This is a genomic window from Orbaceae bacterium lpD01 (genome assembly GCA_036251705.1).
In the GTDB taxonomy this organism is placed as follows: domain Bacteria; phylum Pseudomonadota; class Gammaproteobacteria; order Enterobacterales; family Orbaceae; genus Utexia; species Utexia brackfieldae.
This window is the reverse complement of record CP133959.1, coordinates 24,125-40,566: the sequence shown is the minus strand read 5'-3', so window position 1 is coordinate 40,566 and position 16,442 is coordinate 24,125. Positions and strand designations below refer to the sequence as shown.

The following is a 16,442-nucleotide window of genomic DNA, read 5'->3' as shown; positions in this document are numbered from 1 at the left end:
TGACTGTTTAAAATAACCGCTTTTCTCGCTGATAAAATGGCTATTCTGCCGTGATTTGTACATCATCAAAACAATGCTAACCGACAAGAAAGTAATCTTTTCAGATTAACGTTTTTAGGTTAGCTTTATATTGAGATAGGCAAATGAGTGATTATTTTAACACCGATTGAGTGTCGGTAAATTGTTAATAAAAAGAAAATTTAACACTGCCTGTTTAAATAAAATTGGTATAGAATAAGTGTAAGGAATTTGTTTTGATGAGAGTAAAAAACAATATTGATAGTGGACTTGCTTATTTGTTGCGCCTTATTTAGATCAAGTTTTTTAGCAAGCAGATCAATAGGATTTATATCTTTCTTTAGATGCTATTAGCCAATAATAGATAGATTGATTTATAATAAATGGTTCATATTATGAAATGTTTTAAAATATTACTGATCTCATCACTCCCTTTCTTATTATTTGGTTGCGATCCCAAATATGATAAGACCATTAATAATATCGATGAGCCGATTGAGCCCTCAGTTTTAGCAAAGCTCAATAATCAGCTCATTTTTGATCCTGAACGTGAAAGTTTAAATCTATCTAGCATTCGTCTCGAACAGCGCCAAATTCATATTATTGATAGCCAGCAACCTGATTTTAAACAGGTCTCTTATGATGCTCGTGGTTATATTACTGACTCGATCTTTGAAAATATCTCATCCAATGAAAAACTGACGGTTAAAAATCAGATCGATTATGCGCATAACCAGTATGAAAAAACCGCTTACAATAAAGTGAAGACGTTCAATATTCTGATCGACGATCAAAATCAGCAAATTATCAAATTGCAAAATGATTCGGCAAATGAGCAAATTTTGTTTAAATATGATAAACAAGGCCGTTTAATCGAACGTCGCGATAGTGTTAATCGCGTACTTTACTACTATTGGGACAATAATCATCTGAAATATACGGTATTAATCATCCCTTCTGACTATATTTTTGTCACGCTCTATGCTTATAACGATAAAAGACAGTTACTATCGACTATTAAATATGTGTTTAATGTCAAACTGAAAAATGAAGTGATGAGAAATATTACGCAGATAGATAACGTCAGTCATAAAGCCAACGTGATCATTTTAATTCAATATAGTCAGTTTAATCAGCGCAATGACTGGCTTGTTTCGCAAACCACCGTCAATGATAAAACGATTGGTCGCACGGATAGAAAATTGGTCTATTGGGACGAGTAGTCTGACGCTCTTTTAGTGCCTGTTTGGTTATTCTTCAAGTTAAATTGCGTAACCAGCCCTCATCAGCTGAGTGCATCCAGGCTGATGAGAGAGCGCCAACGATAGGCCTCTCAAGCCAGATATTGCGCTAATGATGATCAAGGGTTTTGGCTATCTTTTCGACATTTAAGCTGCGCGCCATGGCATCAAAAATACGTTTGTAAGCCCCAGCCATTTGATATAGTTGCTCATGGCTGCCATGTTCCTGAATACGGCCATTCTCCATCACATAGATACAATCGGCATCAATAATTTGTGAGATGCTGTGTGAAATAATCACCACCGTACGGCCCTCTTTAATCGCATCTAAACTGTTTTTAATTTGCTCCGTCGCAATCGCATCCAGACTGGCGGTGGGTTCATCTAAAAAGATGATAGGCGGATTTTTTAAAAACATGCGGGCAATCGCAATTTTTTGCTGCTGTCCACCCGACAAGGCCAGCGCCGATGTTTGATAACCTTCCGGCAGTGCCATAATCTGGTCGTGCAGATAGGCTTGTTGGGCTGCTTGTCTCACCGCTTGCTCGCTGGCATTGGGGTTGCCATACAGAATATTCTCTTGCACTGAACCGTTAAAGATATGATTTTTCTGTAGCACCAGACCAATATTATTTCTGACAAACTGGGTATCGTAGGTCGCCAGATCGACGCCATCGAGGGTAATGTGGCCGGAATCAGGATCATAAAATTTATCTAATAGATTGATTAAGGTACTTTTACCAGCCCCCGACAGTCCGACTAGGGCAGTAATTTTGCCCGGTGCGATATGCATATTGATATCATGCAGGGTCGGTGAACGATTGCCGGGATAAGTAAAATAGACCTGATTTAAGACAAATTTACCGGTCACCTGCGCCGGATGATACTCTCCAGAATGTTCAATCTGATGATCGGCATTTAAGATATCAAAAAAACCTTCGGCATAGATTAGCGCATCGTTCATCTGATCATAAATCAGGTGTAAACGGCGAATCGGTGCAGAGACATTGCTGAACAGCAAAATATGGAACATAATCGCACCAATGGTCATCTGCCCGGTTAACACAAAGTAGGTGGTCAGCAAGATAATCGCCACCACACCAATTTGTTCAATAAAGGTTTTTAAACCGTCAAACAGAAAACTGGTTTGGCGGATTTTCATCTGCTTATCGGTCAAATCCGTTTGCAGCCCCATCTGTTTCTGCTCTTCAATATTCTCTCTTAAGAATGACTTTATCACCGGGATCGATTCCAGAATGCTTAAAATCCCCTGGCTTTTATTCTCTCTTAAGGTTTTAATCGCGCGTCGGCCTGCGGTGAGCTTTTTAGCCTGCTGGCGACTGACCCAGTAATAAATCGGGATAGTAATAAAACCGACCAGACCCACATAAAAATTGGCCTGAAACATCATTAACAAAGCGACCAACGCGTTGGCAAACAACGGCAAGATATCGACAAAAAAGTTCTGAATCAAGCGGGTCAGGCTCTCCACTCCTTTATCAATCCGGGTTTGCAATTTACCTGGATGGTTATCATCCACACTGTAAAAGGCCAGCCGATACTTTAGGATCCGTTCGATAACGGTTTGGGCGAGATCGCGCGAGATAAAAATGCGCAGTTTCTCGGCAAAATACTTTTGGCCAAATTGAATGAATAGGTTGATGATCTCTTTGCCAATCAAGATCACTGAGATAATCACTAAAATATAAAAACCCTGCTGTAGGGTTTGATGGTTCTCTAAGAGCTGGTTAATTGCATCAACCGTATAGCGTAACACCCAGGCATTGACTTGCGCCGTTAATGAACCAATAAACGTGAGTAATAACGTCAGTATCATCAGGCCATGATAGGGCTTAACGAAGGTACGGATATTGTGCAGTAATTGCCATAATGTCATTAGCGCTCTTCCTGTTTCCTGGATAACCCGTCATGATACGCAGGCCGATGGCGCTTTTCGCGCGATATAGATGTACAAGTCACTACAATATAAAATTCTGCTCATAATATCAACACCCAAGGATGATAAAAAAGTGATATCGCACAGGGAGTATCGCGCTATTTGTATGATAAATGATGAGCTGGAGAGACACGACTATTGTCAGCTTAATATTAGTCTTACTAAGTGTAAATGGGGTTTCATCTTGATTGATATCGATTCGGCCAAACCCGCTCAGGCTCAGCATATTGCTTAGCCGTCAGATAATGATGTTGAGCCGAAATCACGAAAATCGTGACAAGCTATACCTCTTCTGGCTTTCTTATAGTAAACTAGGGCGTTAGATTATTGAATGTTATTATTAAAGGTGAACACTAATGCGTAAGAAACCAATTGTTCTGGTGATTCTCGATGGGTATGGTTATCGTGAAGATCAAAAAGATAATGCGATTGCCGCGGCTCATAAACCGGTGATGGATAACTTGCTGAAACAGTATCCTAATACCCTGATTTCTGCCTCAAGTATGGATGTCGGTTTGCCAGAAGGGCAAATGGGCAATTCAGAGGTAGGTCATACCAATATCGGTGCCGGACGCGTGGTTTATCAGGACTTAACGCGGGTAACCAAAGATATTCTTGATGGTGACTTCTTCGAAAATCCGGTGTTGACCGCCGCAGTTGATAAAGCTGCCAGCCAGGGTAAAGCGGTACATATTATGGGATTGATGTCACCGGGTGGCGTGCATAGTCATGATGATCATATTTTAGCCATGGTTGAACTGGCCGCACAGCGCGGTGCTGAGAAGATTTATCTGCACGGTTTCCTCGATGGCCGTGATACGCCACCTCGCAGCGCTGAAAGTACCTTAGCCCGTTTTAGTGAAAAATTTGCCGAGCTTGGTAAAGGGCGTATCGCCTCAGTTATCGGTCGCTACTATGCGATGGATCGCGATAATCGTTGGGAACGTGTTGAACAAGCCTATGATTTGATTGTCGATGCCAAAGGCGATTTTACGGCGACAACTGCCGTTGAAGCACTGTCTGCAGCTTATGCGCGCGATGAAAATGATGAGTTTGTCAAACCGACCGTGATTCAGGCTGCTGGCGAAGAGAGTTCAGCGATGCAAGATGGCGACGTGCTGATTTTTATGAATTTCCGTGCTGACCGGGCGCGTCAAATTACCCGAGCCTTTGTGAATAAAGATTTTGACGGCTTCAAACGTAAACGCGTGATTGCCTTTGCTGATTTTGTCATGTTAACTGAATATGCTGATAATATTCCGGCTTCGGTTGCTTATCCGGCTGATTCTTTAAGTAATACACTCGGTGAGTGGCTGGCGGCTCATCATAAAACCCAGCTGCGTATCTCTGAAACCGAAAAATATGCCCATGTGACCTTCTTCTTTAATGGTGGCGTGGAGCAACCATTTGCCCATGAAGATCGTATCCTGGTGAATTCACCGAAAGTTGCTACCTATGATTTACAGCCAGAGATGAGCTCAGCAGAGTTGACCGAAAAATTAGTCGAGGCGATTAAAAGTGGTAAGTATGATGTGATTATCTGTAACTATCCTAATGGTGATATGGTAGGGCATACCGGCGTTTTTGACGCAGCAGTCAAAGCGGTTGAAGCCCTCGACAACTGCATTGGTCAAGTTGTTGACGCGGTGAAAGCGGCGGATGCGCAGTTACTGATTACCGCCGATCATGGTAATGCAGAAAAAATGCGTGATGAGGAAACCGGTCAGGCACATACTGCGCATACTAACTTACCAGTACCGTTAATCTATGTCGGTAAACCAGCAGTCGCGGTTGAAGGGGGTAAGTTATCCGATTTAGCGCCAACCATGTTAACCTTGATTGGGATGGATATTCCGGCAGAAATGACCGGTAAACCCTTATTTAAATTACAATAATAATAAAATAGGAAATAACGCCTTGTATTGATAACAAGGCGTTACATCATACGAATGCAACGTTTATGGGTGATATTATTCAGTGGTCTGATGATAGGGACAATCAGTGTTCCTAGTCATACGTATGCCAATAGCCGCGATCAGTTATCGACGATCCAACATTCGATTGCTGAGCAGGAAAAAAAATTGGTTCAGCAGCGTAAAGAGCGTACTGCACTGAATGCCGAACTAAAAAAGCAAGAGACTGCCATAGCCCGGTTACTTGGCTCCATTCAGGACACCACCGAAGCCTTATCCACCTTTGATCAAGAGATCACCGATTTAAATCAAAGCATCAGTGAACTTGAACGCAAACAAGCCACGCAAAGGCAAATGCTAGCCAAGCAACTTGAAGGCGCGTTTCGACTCGGTAAAAACTCGGGTATCGAACTGGTTTTCAATGCCAAGCAAAGTGAAATTAATGAACGGATGATTATGTATTTTGGCTACATTAATCAGGCGCGTCAGCAGCAGATAAGTCAACTCAAGCTAACCCATTCCGAACTGGCTAGTGCGAAGCTCTCACTGCAAACCAAGCATGCCCAACAGCTGGCGTTACAACAGCGCCAAAAACAGGAACAGACCAGTTTGGAAAAGAATCGCCAGGAGCGAAAAAATACTTTAGCTGCGCTGGATGCTGCCATGCAACAAGGTCAGCAAAAGCTTGAAGATCTGCGTGATAATGAGACCAAATTACAAGCCGAATTGGCTACTGCAGAGCGTAATGCCAGAGAAAAAACCGCTCAGGATGCCCGTAATGCGGCGCAGATTCGCAGTCGCCAGCAAAACACCAATTATCAACCGACTCAATCTGAAATGGCGTTGATGGCGCGGGTGAGTGGTATCGGTAAACCACAAAACAGATTAAATTGGCCGTTAGCCGGATCGATTGTGCATCATTTTGGCGATGCTCAACAAGGAGAGTTACGCTGGAAAGGGTTGGTGATTACTGGTAAAGAGGGCGCAAAAATACAGGCGATTGCTGATGGTCGGGTGATATTAGCCAGTTGGTTACAAGGCTATGGTTTCCTTGTCGCGATTGATCATGGTAAAGGCGACATGAGCCTGTATGGTTATAATCAACGGGTACTAGTTAATGTTGATGATAATGTTAAAAGCGGTCAGCCGATCGCCTTAGTGGGTAATAGTGGTGGTCAGGGGATACCGGCGCTCTATTTTGAAATCAGACGCGATGGTAAAGCGCTCAATCCACAGGCTTGGTTAAAACGATGATAAAAGTTATTTTTTGGCCCATTATCGGGCTCTTGACGGTACTGGGCATGGTGCTCAATATGGCCCATGCGGCGCAGCTAGCGATTGTGATTGATGACTTTGGCTATCGCCAGCACAATGAAATGGCGATCATCAATCTCTCGGATAACATTACCGTCGCAGTGTTACCCAATGCGACTCATGCTCAGCAAATTGCCACTTATGCACATGAACACGGCAATGAGGTGATTATTCATCTACCGATGGCGCCGATGGGTAAACAACCGCTCGAAAAAGATACCCTGTTTCCGGATATGTCACAAACCGAGATCGATCGCATTGTGACCGATGCTGTCAATAAGGTGCCTTATGCTATCGGGGTGAATAACCATATGGGTAGCCTGATGACCGCCAGTTTAAGTGGTATGGATAAAGTGATGCTAACCCTGAGCCAGTACGACTTTTTCTTTCTTGACAGCCGCACGATTAATACCTCAAAAGTCCCGCAAGCGGCGGCCACGTACCATATGCCGGTGTTAAGCCGAAATATCTTTTTAGATGACTCCATGAAGGAGGCCGATATCGCCGCCCAATTTGAATTAGCCATCAACTTTGCGCGCAAACATGGTCACGCGATTGCTATTGGTCACCCTTATCCGGCCACGGTCAATGTCTTAACCCAAAAATTAGCCCAGTTACCGGCTGATATTACGCTGGTTAAGCTTAGCCAACTGTTGCCGCTGCCGCTTTCACTGCCTCACTCACTCCCCCAACCAACCCCTCAGCCGACACTCGGTGATATTTTAGGTGGACTGAAAACTGATTCCGCCGCGCTCTTCGCCGAATGGTTTATTCAGGCGCAATCCTTGGACAAATATTGATTTAAGCTGAATTAAAGTACAGGTTAAAGATTCGTGGCGTCTGTGGGTCCGGCTTTCTTTGGTAAAGAGAGCATGGAAGAAGTAGCAGCGATTAAAGATATTGCCAACTATTTCGACCGCGCTGAATATACCAAATGGAACAGCTTCCGTAATACCGATGATTCACGTTATGTCGGTTTGACCCTGCCACGAGTGCTTGCGCGTCTGCCTTACGGTCCAGATACGGTGCCGGTGCGTAACTTCAACTATGTTGAACAAGTGAAAGGGCCTGATCACGATCGCTACTTATGGGCTAACGCGTCTTATGCTTTTGCGGCCAATATGGTGAAAAGCTTTATTCGCAATGGTTGGTGTGTGCAGATTCGCGGTCCACAAGCGGGTGGTTTAGTCGATGACCTGCCGATCCATCTGTATGATCTTGGTACCGGTAATCAGGTGAAAATCCCAACCGAAGTACTGATTCCGGAAACCCGTGAATTTGAGTTCGCCAACTTGGGCTTCATCCCATTATCATTCTATAAGAATCGTGATTATGCATGCTTCTTCTCGGCTAACTCGTCACAAAAACCGGCGCTCTATGATACCAAAGAAGCGACCGCCAATAGTCGAATTAACTCACGTTTACCGTATATCTTCTTATTATCACGCATTGCGCACTACTTGAAAGTGATTCAACGTGAAAACATCGGTGCGACCAAAGATCGCCGCGTGCTTGAGCTTGAATTAAACAAATGGATCAATAATCTGGTCACTGAAATGACCGATCCAAGTGATGAAGTTCAGGCCTCTCATCCGCTGCGTCAGGCGCAAGTGATTGTTGAAGATATTGAAGATAACCCAGGTTTCTTCCGGGTCAAAACGTTTTTAGTGCCACACTTCCAGATCGAAGGGATGGATATTAATTTGTCGATGGTGTCACAAATGCCAAAAGCCAAAGCTTAATATTATTCACCTAACATTCGGGAGTTTGTCGTCATAATGAAAATTTATCGTCCGTTATGGAGTGAAGGGGTGTTCTTGGCCCCGGCACAGTTTCAGCAGCAAGCCTTATGGGAAGCCTATGGTAATCAGCAAGTGGCTGGATTACACATCGCTAACGCCTGGGGCATAGGCCGCTTAACCCTCGACACGCAAGCCCTGAGTGTCGACAGGATCAAAGAGGGTCAATCTAATCGACAGATTAGGGCGGCCGGGATGGTTTATCGACTAGAATGATTTTGCCTCTGTTCAATCAGTCGATTGACGGCGGCGCGATGGATAAGTGAGCCGTGTATTGCCGGCCTACTCATCCCGCTTTAGACTAAATCAATCTGGCTGACTGGCAAGGCAACTTGCGGTAAGTATTGTTTAAAATAAGCGTTGGATAAAATTGTAGCCGGGCATAACAGCGATCGGCTGAATGGAGATAAGGTTGCCTTTAGTGAATAATGAGGGATATTTTCCGGCCATTTTCGCCTGTCATTTTTTACTGTCATCTTTTACGCTCATTACTCGGCGTAAAACGAGAATATCGCGCTATTTTCTGCTATGATAGCCAGTAATTGTTGATAAGCGATAGTAGAGATTGATTATGTTTGATAATTTAACCGAAAAATTGTCCCAAACACTCCGCAATATCAGCGGTCGCGGTAGATTGACCGAGGATAATATTAAAGAGGCTCTGCGTGAAGTGCGTATGGCGTTATTAGAGGCCGATGTGGCGCTGCCAGTGGTGCGTGATTTTATTAATCAGGTGCGCGAAAAAGCAGTCGGTCAGGATGTGAATAAGAGCTTAACCCCCGGCCAAGAGTTTATCAAGATTGTGCAGGATGAACTGACGGCAGCGATGGGTGAAGTCAATAGCGAGTTAAATCTGGCCACTCAGCCACCCGCCGTGATCTTGATGGCCGGTTTACAGGGTGCGGGTAAAACCACCAGTGCCGCCAAGCTCGCCACTTTTCTAAAAACTAAGCATAAAAAGAAAGTGTTAATGGTATCGGCTGACGTCTATCGTCCGGCGGCGATTAAGCAGCTTGAGACACTTGGTCAAACGGTGGGCGTCGATGTGTTTCCTTCGCTCAGTACAGAACAGCCGTTAGCTATCGCGCAAAAAGCACTCCAGCAGGCTAAACTGCATTTTTATGATGTGTTGATTGTTGATACCGCCGGTCGACTGCATGTTGATAGCGATATGATGGCTGAGATCAAGCAGCTGCATCAGGCGGTTACGCCAGTGGAGACGCTGTTTGTGGTCGATGCCATGACCGGTCAGGATGCGGCCAATACCGCCAAAGCCTTTAATGAAGCGTTACCGTTAACCGGAGTTATCTTAACTAAGGTCGATGGCGATGCGCGTGGTGGTGCTGCACTGTCGATTCGTCAGATTACTGGTAAACCGATTAAGTTTTTGGGGATGGGCGAAAAGACCGATGCGCTCGAGCCATTCTATCCTGATCGAATTGCCTCGCGTATCTTAGGGATGGGCGATGTCATCTCGTTAATTGAAGAGCTGCAAACTAAAGTCGATCACGAAAAAGCCCAAAAAATGGCGGCTAAGCTGAAGAAAGGCGATAAGTTTGACCTCAACGATTTCTTAGATCAGCTGAAACAGATGCGTGATATGGGCGGCATGTCAGCCATGTTAGCCAAATTACCGGGCGCCGGTCAGCTGCCAGAGAACCTGAAAGCGCAGATGGATGATAAAGTTACGGTGAAAATGGAGGCCATGATTAACTCGATGACCTTTAAAGAGCGTCTGAATCCGGAGCTGATCAAAGGTTCGCGCAAACGCCGTATTGCTGCCGGTTCGGGGACGCAGGTGCAGGATGTTAATCGTCTGTTAAAACAGTTTGATGATATGCAGCGCATGATGAAAAAAATGAAAGGCGGCGGCATGATGAAAATGATGCGCAACATGAAAGGCATGCTCGGTGGCGGCGGTATGGGTGGCATGGGCGGCTTTGGTGGTGGCGGTTTACCGCGGCGCTAATCCCGCCTGCGGCGGATCATCATCAGTCGCGCGCCAGACGGCTGATCGCTGGATCACTGCGTAGCGGTTTCACTGACCATAAACGTGGTAGATCGATGAAGTTCGTCTCGATTGGTTCGTCTGATATCAAATAGCGGTGACATGAATTCACCACACAAAAAAACAGGGCCTGGGCCCTGTTTTTGTTTTAGCGGCATGATTACTGCGCGGCCAGTTTACTGCGAATATTTTGGGCGCGCGCACTAGAAGAGGGATGTGAGCTCAGTAGCGTGGCTTCACCACCGCCGAGTTTATCAAAAGCCGTGGCAAGTCCAGCTGGGCTAATGCCTTTTTTGCTGAGCATGTCAAATGAGTAGTTATCAGCGGCCAGCTCCTGTTTTTGCGAGAACTGGGCATTGACAAACTGCTCAGCGATATCACCAAGTTGTGACTGGGTTAAGCTGGCAATCACGCCGCCAGCTGCCGAGGCAATCGCACCGCGGGCGATTTCGGCAGAGTAGGCGATCTGCATGGCATGCTTACTATGGCCTAGGGCCACATGGCCAATTTCATGACCCACCACACCCTGAATTTCATTATCGGTCATTTTATCCATTAAACCGCTGTAAACGCGAACGCAGCCATTGGCCATCGCCCAGGCATTGACTTCCGACGTCAAATAGACCTTGTAGTTAAGGGCTGTGCCATTGACTGAATAGCCTAATGAATCGGCAATTTTATTTAGACGAGTGGTATAGGGACTATTGGCGGGGGCCAGCTTGGCCTGTGCATCCATTTCGGCACAGGATTTATCACTCAGCGTTTTCACGTCACTGTCTGAGATGGTGGCAACTTGTAAGGCCTGAGTCCCTGCGCTCATTAATCCTTGGGTATCAAAATTCTGGCAACCACTGAGTACTGAAATAGACAGTACTGATAATGAGAGTAGTGACGCAGCGGCTAAACTGGTTTTAAGTGTCATGCTGTTTTCCTTTCCGGTTAGTCTTCGCTATTTTATGCATAGCGTTATCAGTTATATTGATGGTTTAATCGATGATTGATGCCGTCACTGCTTATTCTGTAACAGATTATCCGATAGCAGGTTATCCAGTAATAGATTACTCAGTAACCAATCATTCAGCAACCGTTTATTCCTGACTATTTACTCAGTAGCCATGGGTTTAGTTGTGCTAAATGGATAAATAATGAACTGAGCGGGTGCGACAAGTTTGTTTGATAACCGTGCTATTTTAGTCAGGAATGCGGAGATTTGCCAGAAAATCTCGCGATGGCCAGCGGGAATCGCATTCTGATGAATGGCGTAAGATGAGTGGAAACGCTGGTTATCTTGGCTAAATCGTAGACCTATCTATAATAACCGTATTGACGGGTCGCGCGTGCGTCAAAAATAGCGCTTAACGCGTGCTATACGGCACTGGTTTTTCAGACTGTAAAGCACTGGCAAAGCGGGTTTAAAACCGCAGATATTACTTGCACAAGCGCGCGTTGCTGATTAGACTAGGCGGTTATTTTAACCCTCCTTGATTTCGATATAGAGTGCTTAACCGATTATGCAAGTATCTGATTTTGCTTTTGAACTGCCCGATGCATTGATTGCACGTTATCCGACTGCCGAGCGTAGTCAGTGCCGTTTGCTGTCGCTGGACGGCAAAACCGGGGCCATCGCTGACGGTATTTTTACCGATGTGCTGGATAAACTCAGTCCCGGTGACCTATTGGTGTTTAATAATACTCGCGTGATTCCCGCCAGACTGTATGGTCAAAAAGAGACCGGTGGTAAGGTGGAAATGCTGGTCGAGCGCATTTTGGATCAAGATCGGGTACTGGCCCATGTCAAAGCCTCGAAAGCGCCGAAAGTCGGCAATGTGATCTTATTGGGTGAGCAGGGCGAGATTGCTGTCACGATGCTGGCGCGCCATGATACGCTGTTTGAGTTACAGTTTCCCAGCGATGTGCTGGCTATCTTAGCGCAGATTGGCCATATTCCCTTACCGCCTTATATTGACCGGCCCGATGAAGCGCAAGATCGCGAGCTTTATCAAACCGTCTACAGTCAGGTACCGGGCGCAGTCGCCGCCCCCACCGCCGGTTTACACTTTGATCAGCCACTGATGAAGGCCATTGCCGCCAAAGGGGTTGAGATTGCTTTTGTCACCTTACATGTCGGTGCGGGGACTTTTCAACCGGTGCGGGTTGCGGATATCAATCAGCATGTCATGCATGCCGAGTATGCGCAGGTGCCACAAACGGTGGTCGATGCGGTTAACCAGTGTAAAGCGCGCGGTAATCGGGTGGTGGCGGTCGGCACGACGTCAGTCAGAGCCTTAGAGAGTGCGGCGCAGGCCACGGGCACCATGGCGCCATTTTTTGCCGATACCCGTATCTTTATCTATCCGGGTTATCAATTTAAGGTGATTGATGCCTTAATTACCAATTTTCATCTGCCGGAATCGACCTTGATTATGCTGGTATCGGCCTTTGCCGGTTATGAACCGGTGATGCAGGCCTATCAGTATGCCGTCGATCATCAGTTTCGCTTTTTCAGTTATGGTGATGCGATGTGGATTACCAAAAAATAGTCTTTAAGCCATCATCAGCTTAATCATAAACGTCGTTATGAGTGTAATAATGAGCATAACAATCAGCGTAATAATTAACATAGTCATCAGCGAATTTATCGACTGATGATGATTTAATCATATCGTGTTTGTACGATATTAAAATAAGCACCAAACTGTTTATTTGGTGGCGAGGTAAATATGAAATTTGAATTAGATACAACTGATGGTCTGGCCCGGCGTGGCCGCATGACCTTTGACCGTCGCGGCGTAGCGTATACCGTTGAAACCCCCGCATTTATGCCGGTGGGCACTTACGGCACAGTGAAAGGGATGACACCGGAAGAGGTGGCGGCCACTGGTGCACAAATCTTGCTCGGCAATACCTTTCACCTGTGGTTACGACCGGGTCAGGAGATTATGCGCCAGCATGGTGATTTACATGATTTTATGCAGTGGCACGGCCCGATTTTAACTGACTCAGGTGGTTTTCAGGTGTTCAGTTTAGGTGATCTCCGTAAGATCACTGAAGCGGGCGTCAAGTTCCGCAATCCGATCAATGGCGATCCGGTATTTTTGTCGCCAGAAAAATCGATGGAGATTCAGTACGATTTAGGTTCAGATATCGTGATGATCTTTGATGAGTGCGCGCCTTATCCGGCTGAGTTTGATTACGTGAAGAAATCGATGGAGATGTCACTACGCTGGGCCAAACGCAGCCGTGATCGCTTTGATGAATTAGGCAATCAAAATGCGCTGTTTGGGATTGTGCAGGGCGGCGTACATGAAGGCCTGCGTGATATCTCGGTCAAAGGGTTAACCGAGATCGGTTTTGATGGCTATGCGGTAGGCGGTTTGGCGGTGGGTGAGCCGAAAGCGGATATGCACCGTATTTTAGAACATACTTGTCCACAGCTACCGACAGATCGTCCGCGCTACTTAATGGGCGTGGGTAAACCAGAGGATTTAGTCGAAGGGGTGCGCCGCGGCATTGATATGTTTGACTGTGTGATGCCAACGCGGAATGCCCGTAATGGTCATCTGTTTGTTACAGGTGGCGTGGTCAAAATCCGTAATGCTAAATATAAAGATGATACCACGCCACTGGATGAGCACTGTGACTGTTATACCTGTAAAAACTACACCAAAGCTTATCTGTACCATTTAGATCGTTGTGGTGAAATTTTAGGCGCACGCTTAAATACCATTCATAACCTGCGTTACTACCAACGTTTGATGAGTGAAATTCGTGAAGCGGTGCAAAATCATCGTTTTGACGCCTTTGTCACTGAGTTTTATCAGCGTATTGGCAAAACGCCGGCACCACTGGCTAAATAATTTTTCGCCAATCGTTTGGCAAGCTATTGACAACAGTCGGTTGGCGCAGTATGATGCGCTTCCTAACGGCGAGTAGCGCAGCTTGGTAGCGCAACTGGTTTGGGACCAGTGGGTCGGAGGTTCGAATCCTCTCTCGCCGACCAAATTCTAAAAACCTGCATTTTGCAGGTTTTTTTATATCTATTTTTTGTCATCAAACAGAATAGTCTATTTTATTTACCGGCTAAACAGTAATCTTAGGTCAGATTGAATGATAGTGATTTTTTCGGCGAATATGGCAGGGATAGTGGCAATCTGATGGTAAGGAATAAACTAAGCACTAAGCATTAAGAACTAAGCATTAAGAACTAAGCAGTGATTTTATTGCGGATAAAAAAATGGCTTTATATCGTCACCGATATAAAGCCAATCCATTAAATTTTATCTTATCTTTTTAACACATCCGGCCATACGCCTTGGGTTTGGGTCAGTAGCTCTTTCACCACCTTCGGATTACCCGCCATGACATTGCCTGAAGCCATATAGTTGAGGCCGCCAGCAAAGTCGGTCATCACGCCACCCGCTTCACGTAAAATCAGCTCACCGGCGGCAATATCCCACGGTTTTAAACCAATTTCGAAGAAGCCATCTAAGCGACCGGCAGCGACGTAGACTAGATCTAAGGCGGCAGAACCACTGCGACGGACATCACCACAAGTGACGAACAATTTTTCCAGTGCGCGGAAGTAATACTCGCCGAACTGCTTTTGACAATAAGGTAAAGCCATACCCAGCAGCGCACCATTAAGATCTTTGGCATTACCAACCCGGATGCGGTAACCATTTAACTGAGCGCCCTGACCACGGCTAGCGGTAAAGAGCTCATTGCGCATCGGATCGTAAACTACGCCGGCTTCAGTGCGGCCTTTAACGCGCACGGCAATCGAGACACAAAAATGGGGTAAGCCTTTGATAAAATTAGACGTGCCATCAATTGGGTCGATAATCCATTGGGTTTCGCTGTCTGCGCCTTTGGCCAGACCACTCTCTTCACCAATAATCGTGTGATCAGGGTAAGCGCGTTTAATCGTTTCGACAATTAACGCTTCCGCGGCCCGATCGACATTGGTGACAAAGTCATTTTCAGCTTTGGCATCGACACTGATTGAATCTGGATTTTCGTGAGATTTAATGATTAAAGTGCCCGCTTTACGCGCCGCGCGCACGGCAATATTGAGCATCGGATGCATAGCCATAGATTTCTTCCAATTGATGTTAAAGAACAGTGTTAAATTAAGATATTGTCCAAGTGGATCAATAATTTGCCGCATAGTATAGCAGTAATTATCGTACCTTGACCACCGCTGTGTTATGATAAGCGCAAATTTTTTTGATTGATAAAAGACGATGACCATGAATACTGTAGCTTCCCTTGATCGGGTTCGAATTGTGTTAGTTGAAACCTCCCATACCGGTAATATGGGCTCGGCGGCGCGCGCGATGAAGACCATGGGGCTTTCTCAGCTCTATTTAGTTAACCCGATTGTCAAACCCGATTCACAAGCGATCTCGCTAGCGGCTGGCGCCAGTGATCTGATCAAACATGCCACGATTACCGCTACGCTGGATGAAGCGATTGCCGGCTGTCGGTTGGTGGTCGGTACCAGTGCGCGTTCGCGTACCTTACCCTGGCCGATGCTCAATCCGCGGTCATGTGGTGAAAAAATGGTCGATGAAACGCAGTCTGGGGAAGTGGCGCTGGTATTTGGCCGCGAGCGGGTGGGCTTAACCAATGAAGAGCTACAGAAATGTCATTATCATGTGGCGATTCCGGCCAATCCGGACTATAGCTCGCTGAATTTAGCTATGTCAGTTCAGGTTTTGGCTTACGAAATCCGCATGGCGATGCTGGCACTATCGGCCGCTGAAGCTGCGCCAGCTGCCTCAACCCTCGATTATCCGCCCGCTGAGGATACTGAACGCTTTTATCAGCACTTAGAGCAGACGCTGATCGAGACTGATTTTATTAATCCAACCCATCCAGGGCAGATTATGAGTCGCCTACGTCGTCTGTTTGCCCGCGCCAGACCAGAAGTGCAGGAGCTCAATATCTTGCGCGGTATTTTGACCTCGATTGATAAGAAGACCAAACGCTAATTGGTTAATGGCAGAACACTATTGTCACGCTGTTTGATTGGCGCGATAGCGCGACGATATCGGCCTCCAATCGGCACTAAATCTGCACTCAACTACGACAATACCAGCATGCTATCGGTATTGTAAACGACAAAAGCCTCAGTTTACGCTGAGGCTTTTTGCGATTAAGTGGTCGCTAACTTATAGGTTAACAACGATC

The 16,442-nt window shown here is 45.8% G+C and carries 14 protein-coding genes and 1 tRNA gene; 11 read left to right on the top strand and 4 right to left on the bottom strand.

What is annotated here, in order from left to right; genetic code table 11:
* Nucleotides 1-413: 413 nt before the first annotated feature.
* Nucleotides 414-1,241, top strand: coding sequence for a hypothetical protein (locus RHO15_00175; GenBank protein ID WVD63967.1), 828 nt, complete (start codon nt 414-416; stop codon nt 1,239-1,241).
* Between the two features lie 127 nt (nt 1,242-1,368).
* On the opposite strand, the gene RHO15_00170 is transcribed toward RHO15_00175, so the two are convergent.
* Nucleotides 1,369-3,156: an ABC transporter ATP-binding protein gene (locus tag RHO15_00170; protein ID WVD63966.1), complete on the bottom strand. Its 1,788-nt coding sequence runs from the start codon at nt 3,154-3,156 to the stop codon at nt 1,369-1,371.
* Between the two features lie 416 nt (nt 3,157-3,572).
* On the opposite strand from RHO15_00170, the gene gpmM reads away from it, so the two are divergent.
* From gpmM to RHO15_00145, 5 genes are read left to right on the top strand one after another with little or no spacing between them, the layout of a single operon-like run.
* On the top strand, nt 3,573-5,111 hold the full coding sequence (gene gpmM / locus RHO15_00165; protein WVD63965.1) for a 2,3-bisphosphoglycerate-independent phosphoglycerate mutase: 1,539 nt from the start codon (nt 3,573-3,575) through the stop codon (nt 5,109-5,111).
* Between the two features lie 54 nt (nt 5,112-5,165).
* Nucleotides 5,166-6,383, top strand: coding sequence for a murein hydrolase activator EnvC (gene envC, locus RHO15_00160; GenBank protein ID WVD63964.1), 1,218 nt, complete (start codon nt 5,166-5,168; stop codon nt 6,381-6,383).
* Complete coding sequence (locus RHO15_00155; protein ID WVD63963.1) at nt 6,380-7,243, top strand: divergent polysaccharide deacetylase family protein; 864 nt, start codon at nt 6,380-6,382, stop codon at nt 7,241-7,243. Before envC ends, RHO15_00155 begins: the two co-directional genes overlap by 4 nt.
* A 33-nt stretch (nt 7,244-7,276) precedes the next feature.
* Nucleotides 7,277-8,185, top strand: a complete 909-nt coding sequence (gene tssC / locus RHO15_00150; protein WVD63962.1) for a type VI secretion system contractile sheath large subunit — start codon at nt 7,277-7,279, stop codon at nt 8,183-8,185.
* 36 nt (nt 8,186-8,221) lie between these two features.
* Complete coding sequence (locus tag RHO15_00145) at nt 8,222-8,458, top strand: hypothetical protein (GenBank protein WVD63961.1); 237 nt, start codon at nt 8,222-8,224, stop codon at nt 8,456-8,458.
* An 80-nt stretch (nt 8,459-8,538) separates the two neighbouring features.
* On the opposite strand, the gene RHO15_00140 is transcribed toward RHO15_00145, so the two are convergent.
* Nucleotides 8,539-8,718 carry a hypothetical protein gene (locus RHO15_00140; GenBank protein WVD63960.1) on the bottom strand — a complete coding sequence of 60 codons (180 nt, stop codon included), beginning with the start codon at nt 8,716-8,718 and terminating at the stop codon, nt 8,539-8,541.
* Between the two features lie 95 nt (nt 8,719-8,813).
* On the opposite strand from RHO15_00140, the gene ffh reads away from it, so the two are divergent.
* A complete protein-coding gene (ffh, locus tag RHO15_00135) occupies nt 8,814-10,211 on the top strand; it encodes a signal recognition particle protein (GenBank protein WVD63959.1) in 1,398 nt (465 codons plus the stop codon).
* A 199-nt stretch (nt 10,212-10,410) separates the two neighbouring features.
* On the opposite strand, the gene RHO15_00130 is transcribed toward ffh, so the two are convergent.
* On the bottom strand, nt 10,411-11,172 hold the full coding sequence (locus RHO15_00130; GenBank protein ID WVD63958.1) for a M48 family metallopeptidase: 762 nt from the start codon (nt 11,170-11,172) through the stop codon (nt 10,411-10,413).
* 589 nt (nt 11,173-11,761) lie between these two features.
* Here RHO15_00130 and queA point away from each other — a divergent pair.
* The 3 genes from queA to RHO15_00115 all read left to right on the top strand — a co-directional run bounded on the left by queA (nt 11,762) and on the right by RHO15_00115 (nt 14,250).
* Entirely contained in the window at nt 11,762-12,790 is a 1,029-nt protein-coding gene (queA, locus tag RHO15_00125; protein WVD63957.1) for a tRNA preQ1(34) S-adenosylmethionine ribosyltransferase-isomerase QueA, read from the top strand.
* Nucleotides 12,791-12,970: 180 nt separating this feature from the next.
* Entirely contained in the window at nt 12,971-14,107 is a 1,137-nt protein-coding gene (gene tgt, locus RHO15_00120; protein ID WVD63956.1) for a tRNA guanosine(34) transglycosylase Tgt, read from the top strand.
* Nucleotides 14,108-14,173: 66 nt separating this feature from the next.
* A tRNA-Pro gene (locus tag RHO15_00115) sits at nt 14,174-14,250 on the top strand.
* Between the two features lie 282 nt (nt 14,251-14,532).
* Here the strand turns inward: RHO15_00115 and suhB are convergent.
* Nucleotides 14,533-15,336: an inositol-1-monophosphatase gene (gene suhB / locus RHO15_00110; GenBank protein ID WVD64945.1), complete on the bottom strand. Its 804-nt coding sequence runs from the start codon at nt 15,334-15,336 to the stop codon at nt 14,533-14,535.
* 163 nt (nt 15,337-15,499) lie between these two features.
* On the opposite strand from suhB, the gene trmJ reads away from it, so the two are divergent.
* The gene (gene trmJ / locus RHO15_00105; GenBank protein WVD63955.1) at nt 15,500-16,243 is read left to right on the top strand and encodes a tRNA (cytosine(32)/uridine(32)-2'-O)-methyltransferase TrmJ; all 744 of its coding nucleotides are present in this window, start codon (nt 15,500-15,502) and stop codon (nt 16,241-16,243) included.
* Nucleotides 16,244-16,442 lie beyond the last annotated feature (199 nt).